The organism is Gemmata sp. SH-PL17, assembly GCF_001610855.1.
GTDB lineage: Bacteria > Planctomycetota > Planctomycetia > Gemmatales > Gemmataceae > Gemmata > Gemmata massiliana.
Genome location: NZ_CP011271.1, coordinates 5,527,195 through 5,541,470 on the forward strand (window position 1 = coordinate 5,527,195; position 14,276 = coordinate 5,541,470).

Consider the following 14,276-nt stretch of genomic DNA (forward strand, 5'->3'; position numbering starts at 1 on the left):
ATAAGCGTGCATAAATGAGGTGTCTCAACACAGGAGGCTCTTTATGTCCGCCAAGGCCGAGTTGATTGTTGCCGACATGGATGGATTGAAAGTCGATGCTACTACACTTCACAGGCAACAACTTATCAAGCCACTTGCTGAACTCGTCGAGGCTCTCACCGACGAGGGGCTTATCAGCATGAAGGACGCGGCCAAACTCTACGGCCGCAAAACCAATTACGCGACCGTTCGCCGCCACTGCCTTGACGGGATCGTCCTACCCGACGGCACCCGCCTTCACCTCGAGCACATCCGACTGGCTGGTTCGATCGTCACCTCCAAGCAGGCCGTCATCCGCTTTATTGCGGCTCAGAACGAGACTCCTCCGGTCTCGGGTCAGATCCGCAATCGCGAAACTCCCGCGCAGCGCACCCGCGCCCAGGCAGCGGCCAGTGCTGAGATGGGCGCTCTTCTCGGCGCGAACTGATTCCCGGTCCTTCGCCAAGATCCACACCCGAAGTTGAGTTCCATCGTGGTACGGCTCGCTCAAGACGCAACGCATTCCGTCCGGTCCTTGCCCGAACCGGGCGAGCCCGTTGATCGAATCGAGGCCTTGGGTGAGCCGTTCTCGACCTACGCGAAGCTGCTCCTCGCGTTCGACGACGCGAACCGCGATCACCATGTTGCGCTCATCAATGGCACTGCGAGTCAGCGCGCCGAGGCCGAACTTCGGCGGGACAAGTGCCAGGCCGATATCGTGTCGTTCCAGCATCATCGCGCGAACGCGCTCTTGATGGACCTCAGGTTCGCCAAGATGTGGTCCCCTGCGGCGCTCGAGCTCTACTTGTATCCCGCTTTTCGCGATCAACTCGATTCACAAGAGCTCCGCATCAAGGAACTCGAAGACGCCCTCCTTCAACTGGCTTCGCACGTCGGGGCCATAACGAAGACCCGCTCATCATGAATATTCGCGACGAGGTGTCAGCAAGACTCGCGCAGCCGAGGCCCGAGGTGAAACTTCATCGCCCCGACGAACCTGCGGCCGTGCCCAAGCTTGCTCTTAATGTCATTCCTTTTGCTGGCAGGAGGATACAGACCATGCAGTACCTTGTCCCGGGCCGCATTCCCCTTGGCAAGCTCATTCTCTGTGGCGCGCGCGGCGGTAGCGGAAAGAGCACGCTCTGGCGGGCGATCGCGGCCGACATCTCCGCGGGCCGCTGTGCGCTCGGTCTCTCCTATCCTGATCCCGTTCGCGCGAAGGTGCTCTTCTTCGCCTCGGAAGACGGTGCCGACGATACCGCGCTTCCCGGGCTTCTTGCGGCCCAAGCCGATTTGCTTCGCGTTGCCTTTGTCGACGGTGTCGAGCGCGGCCCTTGCAAATCCGAGTTCATGCTCACCCCGGATCACATCCGAGTTCTCCGCGAACGACTCGAACAGTCCCCCGACATTAAGCTCGTTATCTTCGATCCGATCGCGTCCTATGTGGGCCGCGCCAAGGTCGATGACCATCGTGCGAGTGAGTTGCGATTAGTCCTTGATCCCTTGAGTGAGTTGGCAGAATCCAAAGGCGTCACGATCGTGATGATCGCGCACCTCAATAAGTCCACTGGCGACGCCGTTGACCGCTTCGCGGGGAGTGCCGCTTACCGTGACACGGTGCGCGCCGCGTATGCCGTCTCCGAGGATCCCGAAGATTCTAGCAGGAGGCTCTTCATGCCCGTCAAAGAGAACCTGCCCGGGTTCGACCGTTCCACGATCCCCTTTTCCCTCGTTCCGCTCACCGATGCTGAAATGGATGCCTTTTTTGCAGCTCCCGAGTGCCACCATCTTAATGCCACCGATCGGCAGACACTTCGCTCTCAATTGCGCCGCGTCAAATTCGACCCGCCTCGCACCGTCGATCCCAACCAGGCGATGAAGCCCCCAACCCGCAAGGAGTCGGGCACCGGATCGGATAACGGCCAAACCAAGCTCGACCGGTGCAAAGAGTGGCTCCGGAACTTCCTGCAGAAGTACGCTTACCCATCTAGTGAGATCGCCGAGGCCGGGCGCGCCGAGGGCTTCACATTCGACAACCTCAAATTCGCCAAGGCCCGGCTCAAGGAAGAGGGGGTCATTTCTCACAGTAATTCCGTGTACGCACCCGGCGCTTGGTGGTCCGGTCCCGGTCCCTGCCATACCTGGAAGCCACGACCGGAATTACCCGACTTCCGGGGCGACGAATAGGGACTCGGGCACTCGACACACCACACCCCATACCCCCGCCGGTACCCCACCACTACACCAGTCTCTCTCTCGCCAATCCACTTGCTTATATAATATATATAATATAATAATATATGTAGTGTAGTAGTGGAGGAGTGGTTTGGGGGTGGGGTACCCCCTGTTTCGGCTCCCCACACCCGGCCCTGTTGCGCTCCGGAACTGGGAGCGCTATCCTGGTCTCACGCCCCTCGCGTCCGAGACCACGATGAAGCGACTCACTGATGATCCGGATCAGGTGTTCGGATCCGAACACCTGAACCTCGCGTCCGAGACCACGATGAAGCGACTCACCGACGAGCAGCGCGCCCTGGTCGAGCGGCACATGCCGATGCTGAAGCACGTCGTCAAGCGTGCCGCCCGTTGCTGGGCTCACCAGCGCGAGGACCTGCTCAGCCACCTCGCGCTCCAGCTCTGCGGGGCGGCCGCTTCGTTCGATCCCTCTTTGGGCGTCCGGTTCATCACTTACTCGTACGCCAGTCTCCTCAGGGAGGCCAAACGCGAGTACGCGAAACAACTCACCAACGGGTTTACCGGTCTCCGCTCCGCCGACGGCCGTTTCACGCCCGTGCCCGTTGCTCATCTGAGTGCCATTAAGCCGAGTCCCGGTACCGGCTCCGACTTCGCGTATTCGATCCCGTCGCGATACGACCTTGACACGTGGTTCGTTAACGGCGCACCGTTTCAGCAGCCGCGCAGCCAGGTTAATCGCACGCTCCCCGCCGGCGTTCGATTCGTCAAGAGCCGGTGTTACCAGGCCCGAGTCAATATCGGGCCGCCGTCCCAGCAAATCAGCTTGGGTACTTTTCCCGCGAGTAGGTACGGCTCCCTTGACCGCGCCGCTCTTGCCGCGGGTCGCGCGATCGAGGCCTTCACCGATTTCTACGACCCCGACACACCCGGGCGCGACCTCGACGCCACCTTCGCGCACCTGAAGCGCGAGGGCCTCATCCCTCAGCGCGTTCAGGTGCCACGGCCCCGCCCCCGCACCAAACTGGCCGCATAATCAGCAAAATAGGCGAATTTACTGTGAAACAACCACCACCTAATGCGGGCAAGGGCCGCCCGAAGGGCGCGCTGAACAAGTCCACGAAGACGGTGCGTGATTCGGTTCTTGCCGCGTTCGACAAACTCGGTGGCGTCCGCTGGCTCGTGCACCTCGGCCGAACCAACCCGGTCGAGTTCGCGCGGCTGCTCGGGCGCCTGCTCCCGCGCGAGGTGTCCGTGACGAGTTCTTCCACCACGCCCCCGCCGCCCGCACTCTCCGACCCGAAGGTGATGGCGGCCGCGCTCGCGCTCGACGAGGCTTGCGATGCAGTGTCTCACGCCCTTGGCTCTGGCGCGGCTGACGCACCCGCACTACAAGTGGGCGAGGTGCCACCACGCGCTCCAGGGGAACCTCCTGAAGCTCCTGGCGAAGCAACTGACCCTTCCGAACGGGGAACCCTGTCGCCGTTTGATGATCCAACTGCCCCCACAGCACGCTAAATCCCTCATCGCGTCCCGCCTGTTCCCCCCGATCGTGTTCGCGCAAGATCCGAGCGCGAAGCTGATGTTGCTCTCCTACGGCGCGGAACTGGCCAGCGGCCACGGCAGCATCGCGCGTGACTACGTGAACGAGTTCCGCGAACACCTCGACCCGTCCGGGCGCCTCCAGGTCCGCCGCGACAGTAACGCCAAGAACAACTGGCGCACCACGTCCGACGGGCACATGTACAGCGCCTCCATCCAGGGCACCGTCACCGGCCGGGCCGCGACCGGCATCATCATTGACGACGCGTTCAAGGGCAGCGAGGACAGCGGTTCCATCCGCATACGCGATAAGGTGTGGGACACGTACAGCGCCGCGGCCGAAACGCGCCTCACGCCGGACGGGTTCGTGATCCTCATCGGTACGCCGTGGCACCCCGACGATCTGTTCGGGCGCTTGCTCGCGAACGAAGCGGACCAGTGGGTGCGGTTGCGCTTCCCCGCGATCGCGGAAGCCGACGACGCACTCGGGCGCGCCGAAGGGGAGGGCCTGTTCCTCTCGAAGTACAGCCAGGAGTGGTACGAGGCCAAGAAGCGCGCGTTCGAGCTGCGCGGCCAGTCCCACATCTGGGACGCGCTCTACAACTGCTCGCCCACTGGCGACGGCTCGTTGCGCGCGTTCCCGGACGAGTATTTCGGGCCGTGGATGTGGGTGGAAGAACTGCCGTTCAATAGCCGCAACCGCGAAGAGTTCCGCGTCCTCTCGCTCGACCCCTCGAAGAGCAAGACGGGCAAGGCCGGCGACTACGGCGCGTTCTGCGACCTGTCGCTGTTCAGCGACCGCCACATCTACGCCACGATGCACCTCGCGCGAGAACCGCTCCCGGCGCTCTACGCACGTGCGGTCGCGATCGTCGGCGCAGCCAAGAACGAGGGGCGCCCGTACCGCCGGTTCATCATCGAATCGAACCAGTTCCAGGAGGCCGTCGGGCTCGCGATCCAGGAGCGTTTGAACGCCGTCGGACTAGACGTGCCGATCGACCTGCACCTGACACCGTCGGACCAGAGCAAGCACGCGCGCATTCAGGTGGATCTGGGGCCGCTCCTCGCACAGAAGCGGCTGCACTTCGTCGGGCAAACCGTCTCGAACAAACTCACGCTCCAGCAGATGAAGGAGATCCCCAACGGGGCACACGACGACGGCCCCGACGCCGTCAGCATGGCCACGCAAGCCCTCAATCTCCTCCTCACCGGTACAAAGCGGCCCAGCGACAACAAGGTGCTTCGCACATAGCTCCCCCGACTTGCGCCCCAACGCGCAACGGCGTAGCATTCAGTATTACCGCGCGCAACAGGGCACGTGTCCCATGTCGTTCTGGGCGAAGCTCAACCCGGTCAACTGGTTCCGCGGGACGCTGAAAGAGGCGTCCCAATCGGACATCTACGGCACCCCCGTCTCGGATTACGAACTCAACACGTGGAATGGCCGCCCGCTCACGCCGGTCTGGGGTCCGGAACTGTTCCCGGACAAGCTCCAGACGATCCGCACGCTCCAGGAACTCAACCGCGTCCGCCACGTCTCTCGCTACCTGTACGAGCGCAACCCGAACGCATCGGGCGGCATCAACGGCATGGGCCGCTACGTCGTCGGGTGCGGTAGCGCGCAGGAAGTGCAAAGCACCGACCCCGACAAGGAAGCCCCGCCTGCGCTGGCCAAGGCCGTGACCGCATTGCTCGACGAGTTCAAGAAGGCCTCGCGCTGGAAGATCATCGAGCGGGAGATCTACCGCCGGTACCTGACCGACGGCGAGTGCTTCATCGAGCTCACGCCGATGGACGACGGTATCACGGCCGTGAAGTTCGTCGAGCCGGATTCGATCGTTCCACCGGAGGGCCAGTCCTTTGAGGGGCCGTGGTCCTGGGGCATCCTCACGCGGCCCGATCGCCCCGGCGTACCCGTTGCGTACAACGTGCGCGACTACAGCACGAACACCGAGCGCCGCGTCCCCGCACAGTTCATCTTCCACCTGAAGCGCGGCACGAACCTGAATCAGAAGCGCGGCCTACCCGCGCTCACCGCGTGCATCGACGAGCTGCAGGGCGGGAACAAACTGCGTTACGCTTCCCGTGAAGGCGAGAAGGTTCGGGCGTCGATCGCATATGTCAGGCAATTCGCGCAGGCGCCGGCTACCGCGATCCAGAGCCTCCAGTCGGCGCAGGCCTCGGGCACGTTCCAGCGCTCGACGCCGAACGGCACCCAGGACGTCACTTATCAGCAGATCGAACCCGGCACCGTCCAGGACATCCCGGAGGGGCTGGAGTACCAACCGCCTCCCCCTTCTCCGAATTCCGAAGCGGCGGCGATGAGCGTCAAGCTCTCGCTCGAAGCGACCGCGGCGGCACTCGAAGCCCCGTACTGGCTCATCTCCGGCGACTCGACCGCGTCGTCTTACGCATCGTCGCTCACGGCCGAAAGCCCGTTCATCAAGCTCGTCGAGGGCGAGCAGAGCGTGCTGTCCGAGTACGTGGACGATGTGCTCACCGCGGTCATTGAGATCGCGGCCGAGCAGGAGCGCGACAACATCCCGATGGACGTGCTGGACCAGATCGACCTGCACGTGAATTACACCGTACCCGTCGTCCGGCAGAAGCTCGACGAGGCCCATCGCAACGAGATCCTGCGGAAGGCGAAGATCAAGAGCCCGCAGACGATCAGCGCGGAAGAGGGCCTCGATTACGAGAAGGAACAAGCCAACTTCGTTGCGGCCGGTCCGTCGCCGGAAGAGCAAGCCGCGCAACAGGAAGCGGACCTGGCGGCGAAGCAACCGCAGACCGCAGGCGGCCAGATGAAGCGCGACCAGGGGAGCGAAGCGTAATGGGCCAGTTCATCAAAACCGAGCGGCTCGTTGAAACCGCGCTCTGGGAAGACGCTAGCGCGCCCGCGAACGGTGTACTCCCCAACGTGAAGATCCTCGGGCAGAAGAGCCGCAACAAGCGGTTCTACACCGAGGGCGCGATGAAGGGCGCCGTCTCGCTCTACGAGGGCAAAGCGGTCTACATCTCCCACGCGCGCGAAAAAATCAAGCACCGCGACGCCCCGGAGCGCTTCGGGCGGCTCAAGAACGTCCGCTTCGAGCCGGGCAAGAAGGAGTTGCGCGGCGACCTGGTGTACCTGGAATCGCAGGCACAGATGACGGCCATGCTCAAGGAAGACCTGGAGCGCGGCCTGAACTTCTTTGGCCTCAGCCACGTGGCGGACGGCCAGTTCCACGTGAAAGAGGGTGTCAAAGTGGTGACCAAAATCGACAAGGTTGAATCGGTGGACCTGGTGAGCGATCCCGCAACGGCGACGTCGCTGCGCGAGCAAACGGACGCGACGGCGGTGGCCGACGAGTTCGAGCAATCGGTTCTGGCCGTGCTCAACGACGAGGCCCTCGACGCGGCCGGGAAGAAGGCGAAGCTGCAGGAACTGAGCAAGCCCGCAGCGGCTGCAGGAGCGGCGGTGCCGACCACGCCAGTCAAGGAGCAGACCGAAACCGACCCGATCAAGGCGCTCACCGAACAGGTGACGAACCTCACGAAGACGGTCGCGGCGCTGCAGCAGAAGCCGAAGAAGTACGTCACGAGCCAACAGGCTCAGGCGACGACCCTAACCGAGCAGACCGACACCACGCAAACCCAACTCGACGCGCCGCCCAAGGACAAGGCCGCGCTCAAGAAGTGGCTGCGGAAGTAACACCGAACCAGTCATCAACTTCTGGTTGACAACTGCCCACATAACCCCGTTCACGCATCTGGAGACGAACCGTGGCCGACGCGAAATACAGCAACGCCGGACGCCTCATCAGCGGCATGCCGCAACCGAAGCGCGTCTCCGGTACCGTCGCCAGTGCGATCTACGCCGGCGACTTCCTCATCCTCGCCTCGAACAAGGCGAGCCCCGCTAGCGCGCTGGCGGACGCGGGCACCAAGGCCCAGAACCAGGAGGCCGGGCACGACGTGTTCCTGGGCGTGGCGCTCGACGCCAAGATCGCCGGGGATACGCGCGACGTCCTGATCGCGAGCCGCGGGGAGTACAAGTACCCGTGTGCGGCCCTCGGTTCCGCGTCCGATCCCGGGGCCTACGTCGGGATCGCTGGGACCGGTGTGGGCGGGGCCGACGGACTGGCCGACCAGATCGTCGAGATCGTCGCAACGCCGAACCTCGCGATCGGGCGGCTCAGCCGGCGCGCGGAAATCGGTGCCACGGAACTGTTCTTTGAACTGGCTGGCACCCTGACGACCACGCACGCCGGCCCGCAGACGATGGCGTAACCCCACACCTTCGATATCGGAATTCCGATATCGGAACTCGCTCACCACCAACACACTGCTCGAGGTACTACCGCGATGGCTCACCTAGCCGACAAGCTCAAGAAGATCCTTGAGCAGAACATGAACGAGGGGCGCGGCCTGGCGGGGTACCGCGGGCAACTGCGCGAGATGTTCGGCATCACCGAGGACGACAACGGCTCGCCGTTCCTCAACCGCGCCGAGCGCCTCATTGACCCACTCCAACTGGACGCGCGCGAGATCGCGATGACGTTCCTGGGGCGCGAGGTGGGCGGTTCGGATATTCGCCGCGCGTTCGCACTGCGGGAACAGTTCGGCACGTTCTCCGAGGCCGAGGGCGCGGTTGTGCTTCCGTCGCACTTCGCCCGGATCAGCGCGTTCACCGATACCGTCGCGGGGCTGGTCGATGCCCTCACGATGGAGGCGTACACCGCGCCCGAGTTCATCGGCGACTCGCTCATGGAAGTGAAACAGGAGCGAGTCAACGGCGGGAAGATGATCGGCGTCATGAACGACGGCGGCGTGTCCGGTGACCTGCTCGACGGTGAGCCGTTCCCGACCGTGGGGCTCAAGGAAACCTACGTCGAGATTCCCGACAACCAGCGGTACGGGAACGTCATCCAGATCAACGAGAAGACGTTCATCTACGACCGCACCGACATGCTCGAATCGTCCTGTAAGAACGCCGGGACTGCGGTCGCGCGTAACAAGGAAGTGCGCCAGGCCGACTGCGTGCTGGGCATCACGAACACGTACAGCCGCGACGGGAACGCCGCAAACACGTACCTGACGACGAACGGTGAGATCCCGAACAACTACACGAACTCGTCCACCAACGAGCTCACGAACTACGCGAACATCGACACGGCGTTCCAGATCCTCGAGGGGAACACGGACCCCGGCACCGGGTTCGAGATCACCGTCGCGGCGCCTCAACTGCTCGTGATGCCGCAGCGCCAGATGAACCTGGAATCGGTCCTGTACCCGGAGTTCGTGCGGCGAGTGACGGATACGGGTAACACGCTGACTCAGACGCAGCGCAGCCTGATCCGGCCCATCAACCCCGTGGTCCTGAGCCGCATCTGGTACAACCGGCTGATCGCGGCCGGTGTTAGCACCACCAACGCACCGGCCCGCTGGTACATGGGCGACCCGAAGCAAGCGTTCCGGTACCGCCAGATCATCCCGTTCCAGGTCAACAGCGCCCCGCTCTCCAGCGAAGACGCCCGCCGCGAAATCGTCGGGATCTGGGTGGCGCGTGAACACGGCGTCCCGTTCACCAAGGAACCGCGGTTCATGTACCGGGGTACGAAGGAGTAACAACGGGTCTATGGGAATTCCCATAGACATCGGGTCCATCGGAATTCCGATGGACGTCTAATCGACTGGAATTCCGGTCGATTGCAGAAGGGTTAGACCATGCCGACCGTTGCCGACAACCTGAACGCCACCATCGCGGGATACGCTGCGGCGCTGGCGGCCGACTCGGTGAACCCGCAGCCGTCTTACGAGTTGGACGGGAAGCGGGTTGACCGGAACCAGTGGCGCGAGGGCCTACAGAAGCTCATCGACGCGCTGCAGAAGACCGTTAACGCTCAGGCCCCTTACATCGTGTCCACGAAGATGGTGCTGTGATGGCGCTGGACCTGTCCGGGGATTGGGCACTGATCGACGACCCTATCACGATCAGCTACGAATCGCGCCTCACCGAGAACACGTACAGCGCGCCGGCCGCGGTTTCATACGCCCAGCGCAACGACGTGACCAAGGAAGACCTCGACGCGCTCAGTGCGTTCATCAGCAAGGGGTTACTGCAAAAGGACGCGACGGTCTTCCATGTATGGACCGCGAAGCTGAACGGCACCGTCCCGGCGATCAAGGACCGGGTGACCTACGCGGGCGAGAAGTGGACGGTCCAGATCGTGGGCATCCGGGACCGCGACGCGAACGGACCGCAGCGGCACCGGCTCGTGTGTTCCAAGTTCCAGGGGTAACCGATGGCTCTGAACCTCAACGACCGCCTCGCGGTGATGCGCAGCAGCGCGATGCAGGCCCGGTGCGAGGCCGCGGTCGCGAAGTACGCCCTGTACCTGCTCGGGAACGGCGGGTCCACGGTGAACCAACTGGCGTGGGCGCGCGAGGCGATCCGGGCGACAGCCGCGGTCGGCTCCCAGGTGAGCTACCACGTGCTCGACGATACGAACTTCCTCGCGGGCGGGTCGGACATCACCGACACGCAACTACAAGGGGCGATCGAGACGGCCGTGCAAACCCGGTTCATCGCGAGCTCGTAATGTCGATCGCGAACGTCCAGAGCGCGAACAACGCCACGGGTTCCGGAGCGAGCCTCAACATCACCGTGTCCGCGCTGACGGCGGGCAACGTGATCGTCGTGGGCGCCCGAATCGCGAACGAGGCCCTCGGCGTCACGCCGTCGGCCACGGGAGTCACGTTCACGACGCTGTTAGGCCCGACTAACCACTCGTCCGCCGGCGTCAACGTCCGAGCGTATCTGTGGTTGGGGGTCGTAAACACGGGCGGTGCGACGACGGTAACGCTCACGCTCAGTTCGAGTTCGGACACGATTCACGGCTGGGTGTCGGAGTTCTCCGGGGTCGCTACGTCGAGCGCCCTGGACCAAACCGCAACCGCGGAGAGCGTATCGGCCGGGACCAGTGGGAACATCAGCGCTCCGGTCACGACCACCCAGGCGGACGAGTTACTCGTCGCGAATTACGCGCTCAACGGGAGCGCCACGGCGACGCCGGGCAGCGGGTACACGAACATCGTCGGTGGCGCGCGGGCCGCGCTCGGGGAGTACCGCATCGTGTCGGCCACCGGGAACTACGACTGCCCGTTCTCGTGGTCGTCGAGTTTCAATTGGGTCGTGCAGTTCGCGACGCTCAAGGGCGCAACCACGGTGTCGATTGTTCCGCTTGTCGTTCACCACCGCAAACAGCAGGGGATGAGCTGATGCCGGTCTACCTGCGCCAGAGCACCGCGAGCCAGGAACTGCCGCTCGGCTACTTCGTGTCCTCGACCGACGGCGTGACGCCCCAGACCGGGCTCACGATCGCGAACACGGACATCAAGCTCTGGGTGAGCGGTGCGACCACGCTGGCCAACAAGAACAGCGGCGGGGCGACGCACATCGCGGGCGGCGTGTACTACTGCGTACTCGACGCGACCGACACCGCGACCATCGGCCCGTTCGTTGTCTTCGTGAACGTGTCCGGCGCGCTGGCGGTCCGGGTCGAATGCGTCGTGCTGGCCGGCGCCGTCTACGACGTGCTGTTCGGCACGACGGCGCCGAGCACCTACGCCGGCGGTGCGGTCGCGAGTGTAACCGCTGGGGTTACGGTTGCCACGAACAACGACAAAACGGGGTACTCGCTCGCCGCGAACCAGCACGTGATCGTGGACAGCGGGACCGTTACCACGGTCACGAACCCGGTGGACATCAGCACCGGGAGCGGGAACGCGCTCGTGGCGGCCACCGCCGCGGCCAGTGCGACCGCGGTGTGGTCGGCCACGATCCGGACGCTCAGCGCGTTCGCGTTCTCGGTGACCCTCACGAGCGCGTATGACCCGGCGAAAACCGCAGCCCAGGCCGCGGAACTGGTGAAGGTGCTCGCCGCGGTGTACGACACGGCGCCCGCGTCCGGGAACGTGATCACCCTGAGCAACGGCGCGACACAGACCATCGGGAGCGGGGGGCGCGTTACCGCGTAGCGGTCCCATGCTCGGCATGATGCGCTGGTTCTTCTTGTCCTCGGGAGGCGGTCCGGCGATGCCCACGGGCGACGTCATCAGCGTGCTCTCGCACGGGCTCTTCGTGAGCTCCGGGGGCACGTGCGACTATCCCGCGGAGTCCGACGTGCTCCTGGGCGTCGAGTACGCGAACGGCGGCATGACCGGCACGTTCGGTACTCCGGACCCGACCGCAACCAGCGTGCTCGACCGCATCCTGTCCGCGGTCGTCTCGAAGGTGCAACTGGCTGGTGTAACGGTCGGGCCGAACCTGATGCCCGTGGTGAAGCGCAAGCTCCCGAAGAAAGAGGAGAAGGTCGACGCGGATTACCAGGTGACCGTGTCGGGATCGGAGAACGTGGACGCGACGCGGCGCATCGCGTTCGGGCACGTGTTCCGGGTCGAGTACACGGTCGAGATCACGCTCATCACGCCCAACGCGGACCAACTCACGCACCTCGCGGACCACACCGTTTGGCGCGAGGCGACGCGGGCCGCGTTCATGGCGCCGAAGCCGCTAGCCGGCGTGCCCGAGGTGAAGCGGCTGGAGATCGTCGAGGCCCCGTTCCTCGACCGGTCCCTGCTGAGCCAGGGATACGACTACGACCAGATCCAGCTCACCGTTTGGACCTTCGAGAACAGGAGCAGTTGATGAGCATCACACACACGATTCAAGAAATCTGGGGCGCCGGTTCCAATCAGGTGCCCGTTCAGGTCACCAAGTCGGGCAGCGTCGAACAGAACTCGTCGCTCACACTCGGCGTGGTCACGAACCAGGCGGTGGACCTCCAGTGGGCGCAGGCGAAACTGCTGTCGATCTTCATCAAGACCGACGTGGATTGCACGCTCAAGATCAACAGCAGCGGCAGCCCGACCGACACGATCACGCTCGCGGCCGGTAACCCGTTCGTGTGGGTGAAGGGGAGCGGGGTGCCGTACCCGTTCACCGGGACCGCGGGCGCCGTCACCACGGCATTCGTCACGACTACGGTGGCGACCAACGTTGAGATCCGCGTGCTACTCGACCTGTAAGAGGCCCCCATGCCGCTCTCGTCCTTCGACCTGCAGGTGAGCAACACCTTCGCGTTCACGGTCCCGGTGCCGAGCTGGGCGGACCTGACGCAGGGGAACAACCAGGTCACGTTCGCGCTCGCGGACCTGGACACCGCGGTCTGGGACGACGCCTATGCCGCGGTACTCACGATCGCGGCCGCGGGTTCCACGACGATCGACCTGAAGTCGTTCACGAACCTCGCGGGCGAGGCCGTTGCGTTCACGAAGGCGCTCGCGATCGTGGTGAAGGTCGCGGGTACCACGGGCGTTTTGAAGATCACCCCGGGCGCGAGTAACGGGCTCGTGTGGTTCGCGGGTTCGACGGACGGACTGGTTGTGAAGGCGGGCGAGTCGTTCACACAGGCCGGAGACCCGACCGGCAACGGCATCACCGTGGATGCCACGCACAAGACACTAACGTTCGCAAACACCGGCGGAACGTCCATCACCGTCGCGGTGGTCATCGTCGGCTCAACACTGTGAGGTAGCACCCGTGGCTGATAACTGGATCTCGGGAAACGAATCCTACGTGAAGCTGGGCGCCGTCTCATACGGGTTCGGCAAGTGGCGCCTGCCGGTCGAGGGCGGGGTGAAGAAGTTCTTCGCCTTCGGCCACAACTTCCAGCGCACCACCGCGGGCGGAGTGTCGGCCACCCCGGTCGTCGAGGGCGCGTACAACGCGGGCAACATGCCGCTCGTCGTGAACCAAGTGTACGAACTGCACCTGGGGTTCGCCGTCGGTGTGGAACTGGTGCTCAACGCGCGCCTGTCCACGGTCGAATACAGCACGCAGATCAGCGCGGGCGACGACCCGGGGCAGGTGAGCGTCACCTTCGAGAGCGACGGCGTGTTCACCATCGCGTACACGTAACGGCGGGAATTCCCGTCGATTGGATACATGAACGAATCCCGAAACTGGAATTCCAGTTTCGACAGAGAGGCACCACATGAGCGAGCGCAGTGCGGCCCTGGGCATCAAGGGACCGCCCAAGGTCATCGAACACAACGGGAAGACGTACACCGTCGCGCCGGTGCTCACTCACGGCACCATGCTCGCCGTTGAAACGAAGTTGTACGAGCGGGCAAAGGCGGCGCTGCTCGAACTGCGCGACGTGTACCCGGCCGACGAGTACCTGAAGCGCGCCGACGAGCTCCGCAAGCAGCGCGAGACCGGGCACTTCGCGTTCGAGTCCGAGCACACGATGGCGTTCCTGGAAACCACGCCGGGAACCGCGCTGCTGCTCTCCTGCATGATGAGCGCGGAACCGGCCGAAATCTTCGAGCTGCTGGCCCACAAGCCGGAGGAGATGCGGACCATCCTCACCGAGGTGATGGAGGACTCGCTCCCGAAGGAGGCCCTCGCCCCAAAACGGAAGGCCCCGGGGCCGGACCTGGCGCGCCGCAACCGCGGCCGGCGCTAACCCCCGGGG

Annotated in this window: 20 protein-coding genes; all 20 read left to right on the forward strand. The window is 64.2% G+C overall.

What is annotated here, in order from left to right:
* Positions 1-43: 43 nt before the first annotated feature.
* A complete protein-coding gene (locus tag VT84_RS22670; protein WP_082841081.1) occupies positions 44-466 on the forward strand; it encodes a hypothetical protein in 423 nt (140 codons plus the stop codon).
* A 126-nt stretch (positions 467-592) separates the two neighbouring features.
* Positions 593-943 (forward strand): hypothetical protein, encoded by a 351-nt coding sequence (locus tag VT84_RS22675; protein WP_082841082.1) that lies wholly within the window; start codon positions 593-595, stop codon positions 941-943.
* Complete coding sequence (locus tag VT84_RS22680) at positions 940-2,205, forward strand: AAA family ATPase (protein ID WP_082841083.1); 1,266 nt, start codon at positions 940-942, stop codon at positions 2,203-2,205. Before VT84_RS22675 ends, VT84_RS22680 begins: the two co-directional genes overlap by 4 nt.
* A 244-nt stretch (positions 2,206-2,449) precedes the next feature.
* Positions 2,450-3,247: a sigma factor gene (locus tag VT84_RS22685; RefSeq protein ID WP_082841084.1), complete on the forward strand. Its 798-nt coding sequence runs from the start codon at positions 2,450-2,452 to the stop codon at positions 3,245-3,247.
* A gap of 23 nt (positions 3,248-3,270) precedes the next feature.
* Positions 3,271-3,729: a hypothetical protein gene (locus VT84_RS39710; protein ID WP_162271811.1), complete on the forward strand. Its 459-nt coding sequence runs from the start codon at positions 3,271-3,273 to the stop codon at positions 3,727-3,729.
* Positions 3,701-5,005, forward strand: a complete 1,305-nt coding sequence (locus tag VT84_RS22690) for a terminase large subunit domain-containing protein (protein ID WP_162271812.1) — start codon at positions 3,701-3,703, stop codon at positions 5,003-5,005. The genes VT84_RS39710 and VT84_RS22690 overlap by 29 nt, the downstream gene beginning before the upstream one ends.
* A 73-nt stretch (positions 5,006-5,078) precedes the next feature.
* A complete protein-coding gene (locus VT84_RS22695) occupies positions 5,079-6,587 on the forward strand; it encodes a phage portal protein (RefSeq protein ID WP_082841086.1) in 1,509 nt (502 codons plus the stop codon).
* Positions 6,587-7,447: a hypothetical protein gene (locus VT84_RS22700; protein WP_082841087.1), complete on the forward strand. Its 861-nt coding sequence runs from the start codon at positions 6,587-6,589 to the stop codon at positions 7,445-7,447. Before VT84_RS22695 ends, VT84_RS22700 begins: the two co-directional genes overlap by 1 nt.
* A 71-nt stretch (positions 7,448-7,518) precedes the next feature.
* Positions 7,519-8,025 carry a hypothetical protein gene (locus VT84_RS22705; protein ID WP_082841088.1) on the forward strand — a complete coding sequence of 169 codons (507 nt, stop codon included), beginning with the start codon at positions 7,519-7,521 and terminating at the stop codon, positions 8,023-8,025.
* Between the two features lie 75 nt (positions 8,026-8,100).
* Positions 8,101-9,363: a hypothetical protein gene (locus VT84_RS22710; protein WP_082841089.1), complete on the forward strand. Its 1,263-nt coding sequence runs from the start codon at positions 8,101-8,103 to the stop codon at positions 9,361-9,363.
* Between the two features lie 99 nt (positions 9,364-9,462).
* Positions 9,463-9,678 (forward strand): hypothetical protein, encoded by a 216-nt coding sequence (locus VT84_RS22715; protein ID WP_082841090.1) that lies wholly within the window; start codon positions 9,463-9,465, stop codon positions 9,676-9,678.
* The gene (locus tag VT84_RS22720; RefSeq protein ID WP_157469726.1) at positions 9,675-10,037 is read left to right on the forward strand and encodes a hypothetical protein; all 363 of its coding nucleotides are present in this window, start codon (positions 9,675-9,677) and stop codon (positions 10,035-10,037) included. The genes VT84_RS22715 and VT84_RS22720 overlap by 4 nt, the downstream gene beginning before the upstream one ends.
* 3 nt (positions 10,038-10,040) lie before the next feature.
* Positions 10,041-10,337 carry a hypothetical protein gene (locus tag VT84_RS22725; RefSeq protein WP_082841092.1) on the forward strand — a complete coding sequence of 99 codons (297 nt, stop codon included), beginning with the start codon at positions 10,041-10,043 and terminating at the stop codon, positions 10,335-10,337.
* Positions 10,337-11,017 (forward strand): hypothetical protein, encoded by a 681-nt coding sequence (locus VT84_RS22730; RefSeq protein WP_082841093.1) that lies wholly within the window; start codon positions 10,337-10,339, stop codon positions 11,015-11,017. Before VT84_RS22725 ends, VT84_RS22730 begins: the two co-directional genes overlap by 1 nt.
* Positions 11,017-11,775, forward strand: a complete 759-nt coding sequence (locus VT84_RS22735; protein ID WP_082841094.1) for a hypothetical protein — start codon at positions 11,017-11,019, stop codon at positions 11,773-11,775. Before VT84_RS22730 ends, VT84_RS22735 begins: the two co-directional genes overlap by 1 nt.
* Before the next feature lie 58 nt (positions 11,776-11,833).
* Positions 11,834-12,445 (forward strand): hypothetical protein, encoded by a 612-nt coding sequence (locus tag VT84_RS22740; RefSeq protein ID WP_157469728.1) that lies wholly within the window; start codon positions 11,834-11,836, stop codon positions 12,443-12,445.
* Positions 12,445-12,825: a hypothetical protein gene (locus tag VT84_RS22745; RefSeq protein WP_082841096.1), complete on the forward strand. Its 381-nt coding sequence runs from the start codon at positions 12,445-12,447 to the stop codon at positions 12,823-12,825. Before VT84_RS22740 ends, VT84_RS22745 begins: the two co-directional genes overlap by 1 nt.
* A gap of 9 nt (positions 12,826-12,834) precedes the next feature.
* A complete protein-coding gene (locus VT84_RS22750; protein WP_082841097.1) occupies positions 12,835-13,329 on the forward strand; it encodes a hypothetical protein in 495 nt (164 codons plus the stop codon).
* A gap of 10 nt (positions 13,330-13,339) precedes the next feature.
* Positions 13,340-13,717, forward strand: coding sequence for a hypothetical protein (locus tag VT84_RS22755; RefSeq protein ID WP_157469730.1), 378 nt, complete (start codon positions 13,340-13,342; stop codon positions 13,715-13,717).
* A 76-nt stretch (positions 13,718-13,793) separates the two neighbouring features.
* Complete coding sequence (locus tag VT84_RS22760) at positions 13,794-14,267, forward strand: hypothetical protein (protein ID WP_082841099.1); 474 nt, start codon at positions 13,794-13,796, stop codon at positions 14,265-14,267.
* Positions 14,268-14,276: the final 9 nt, after the last annotated feature.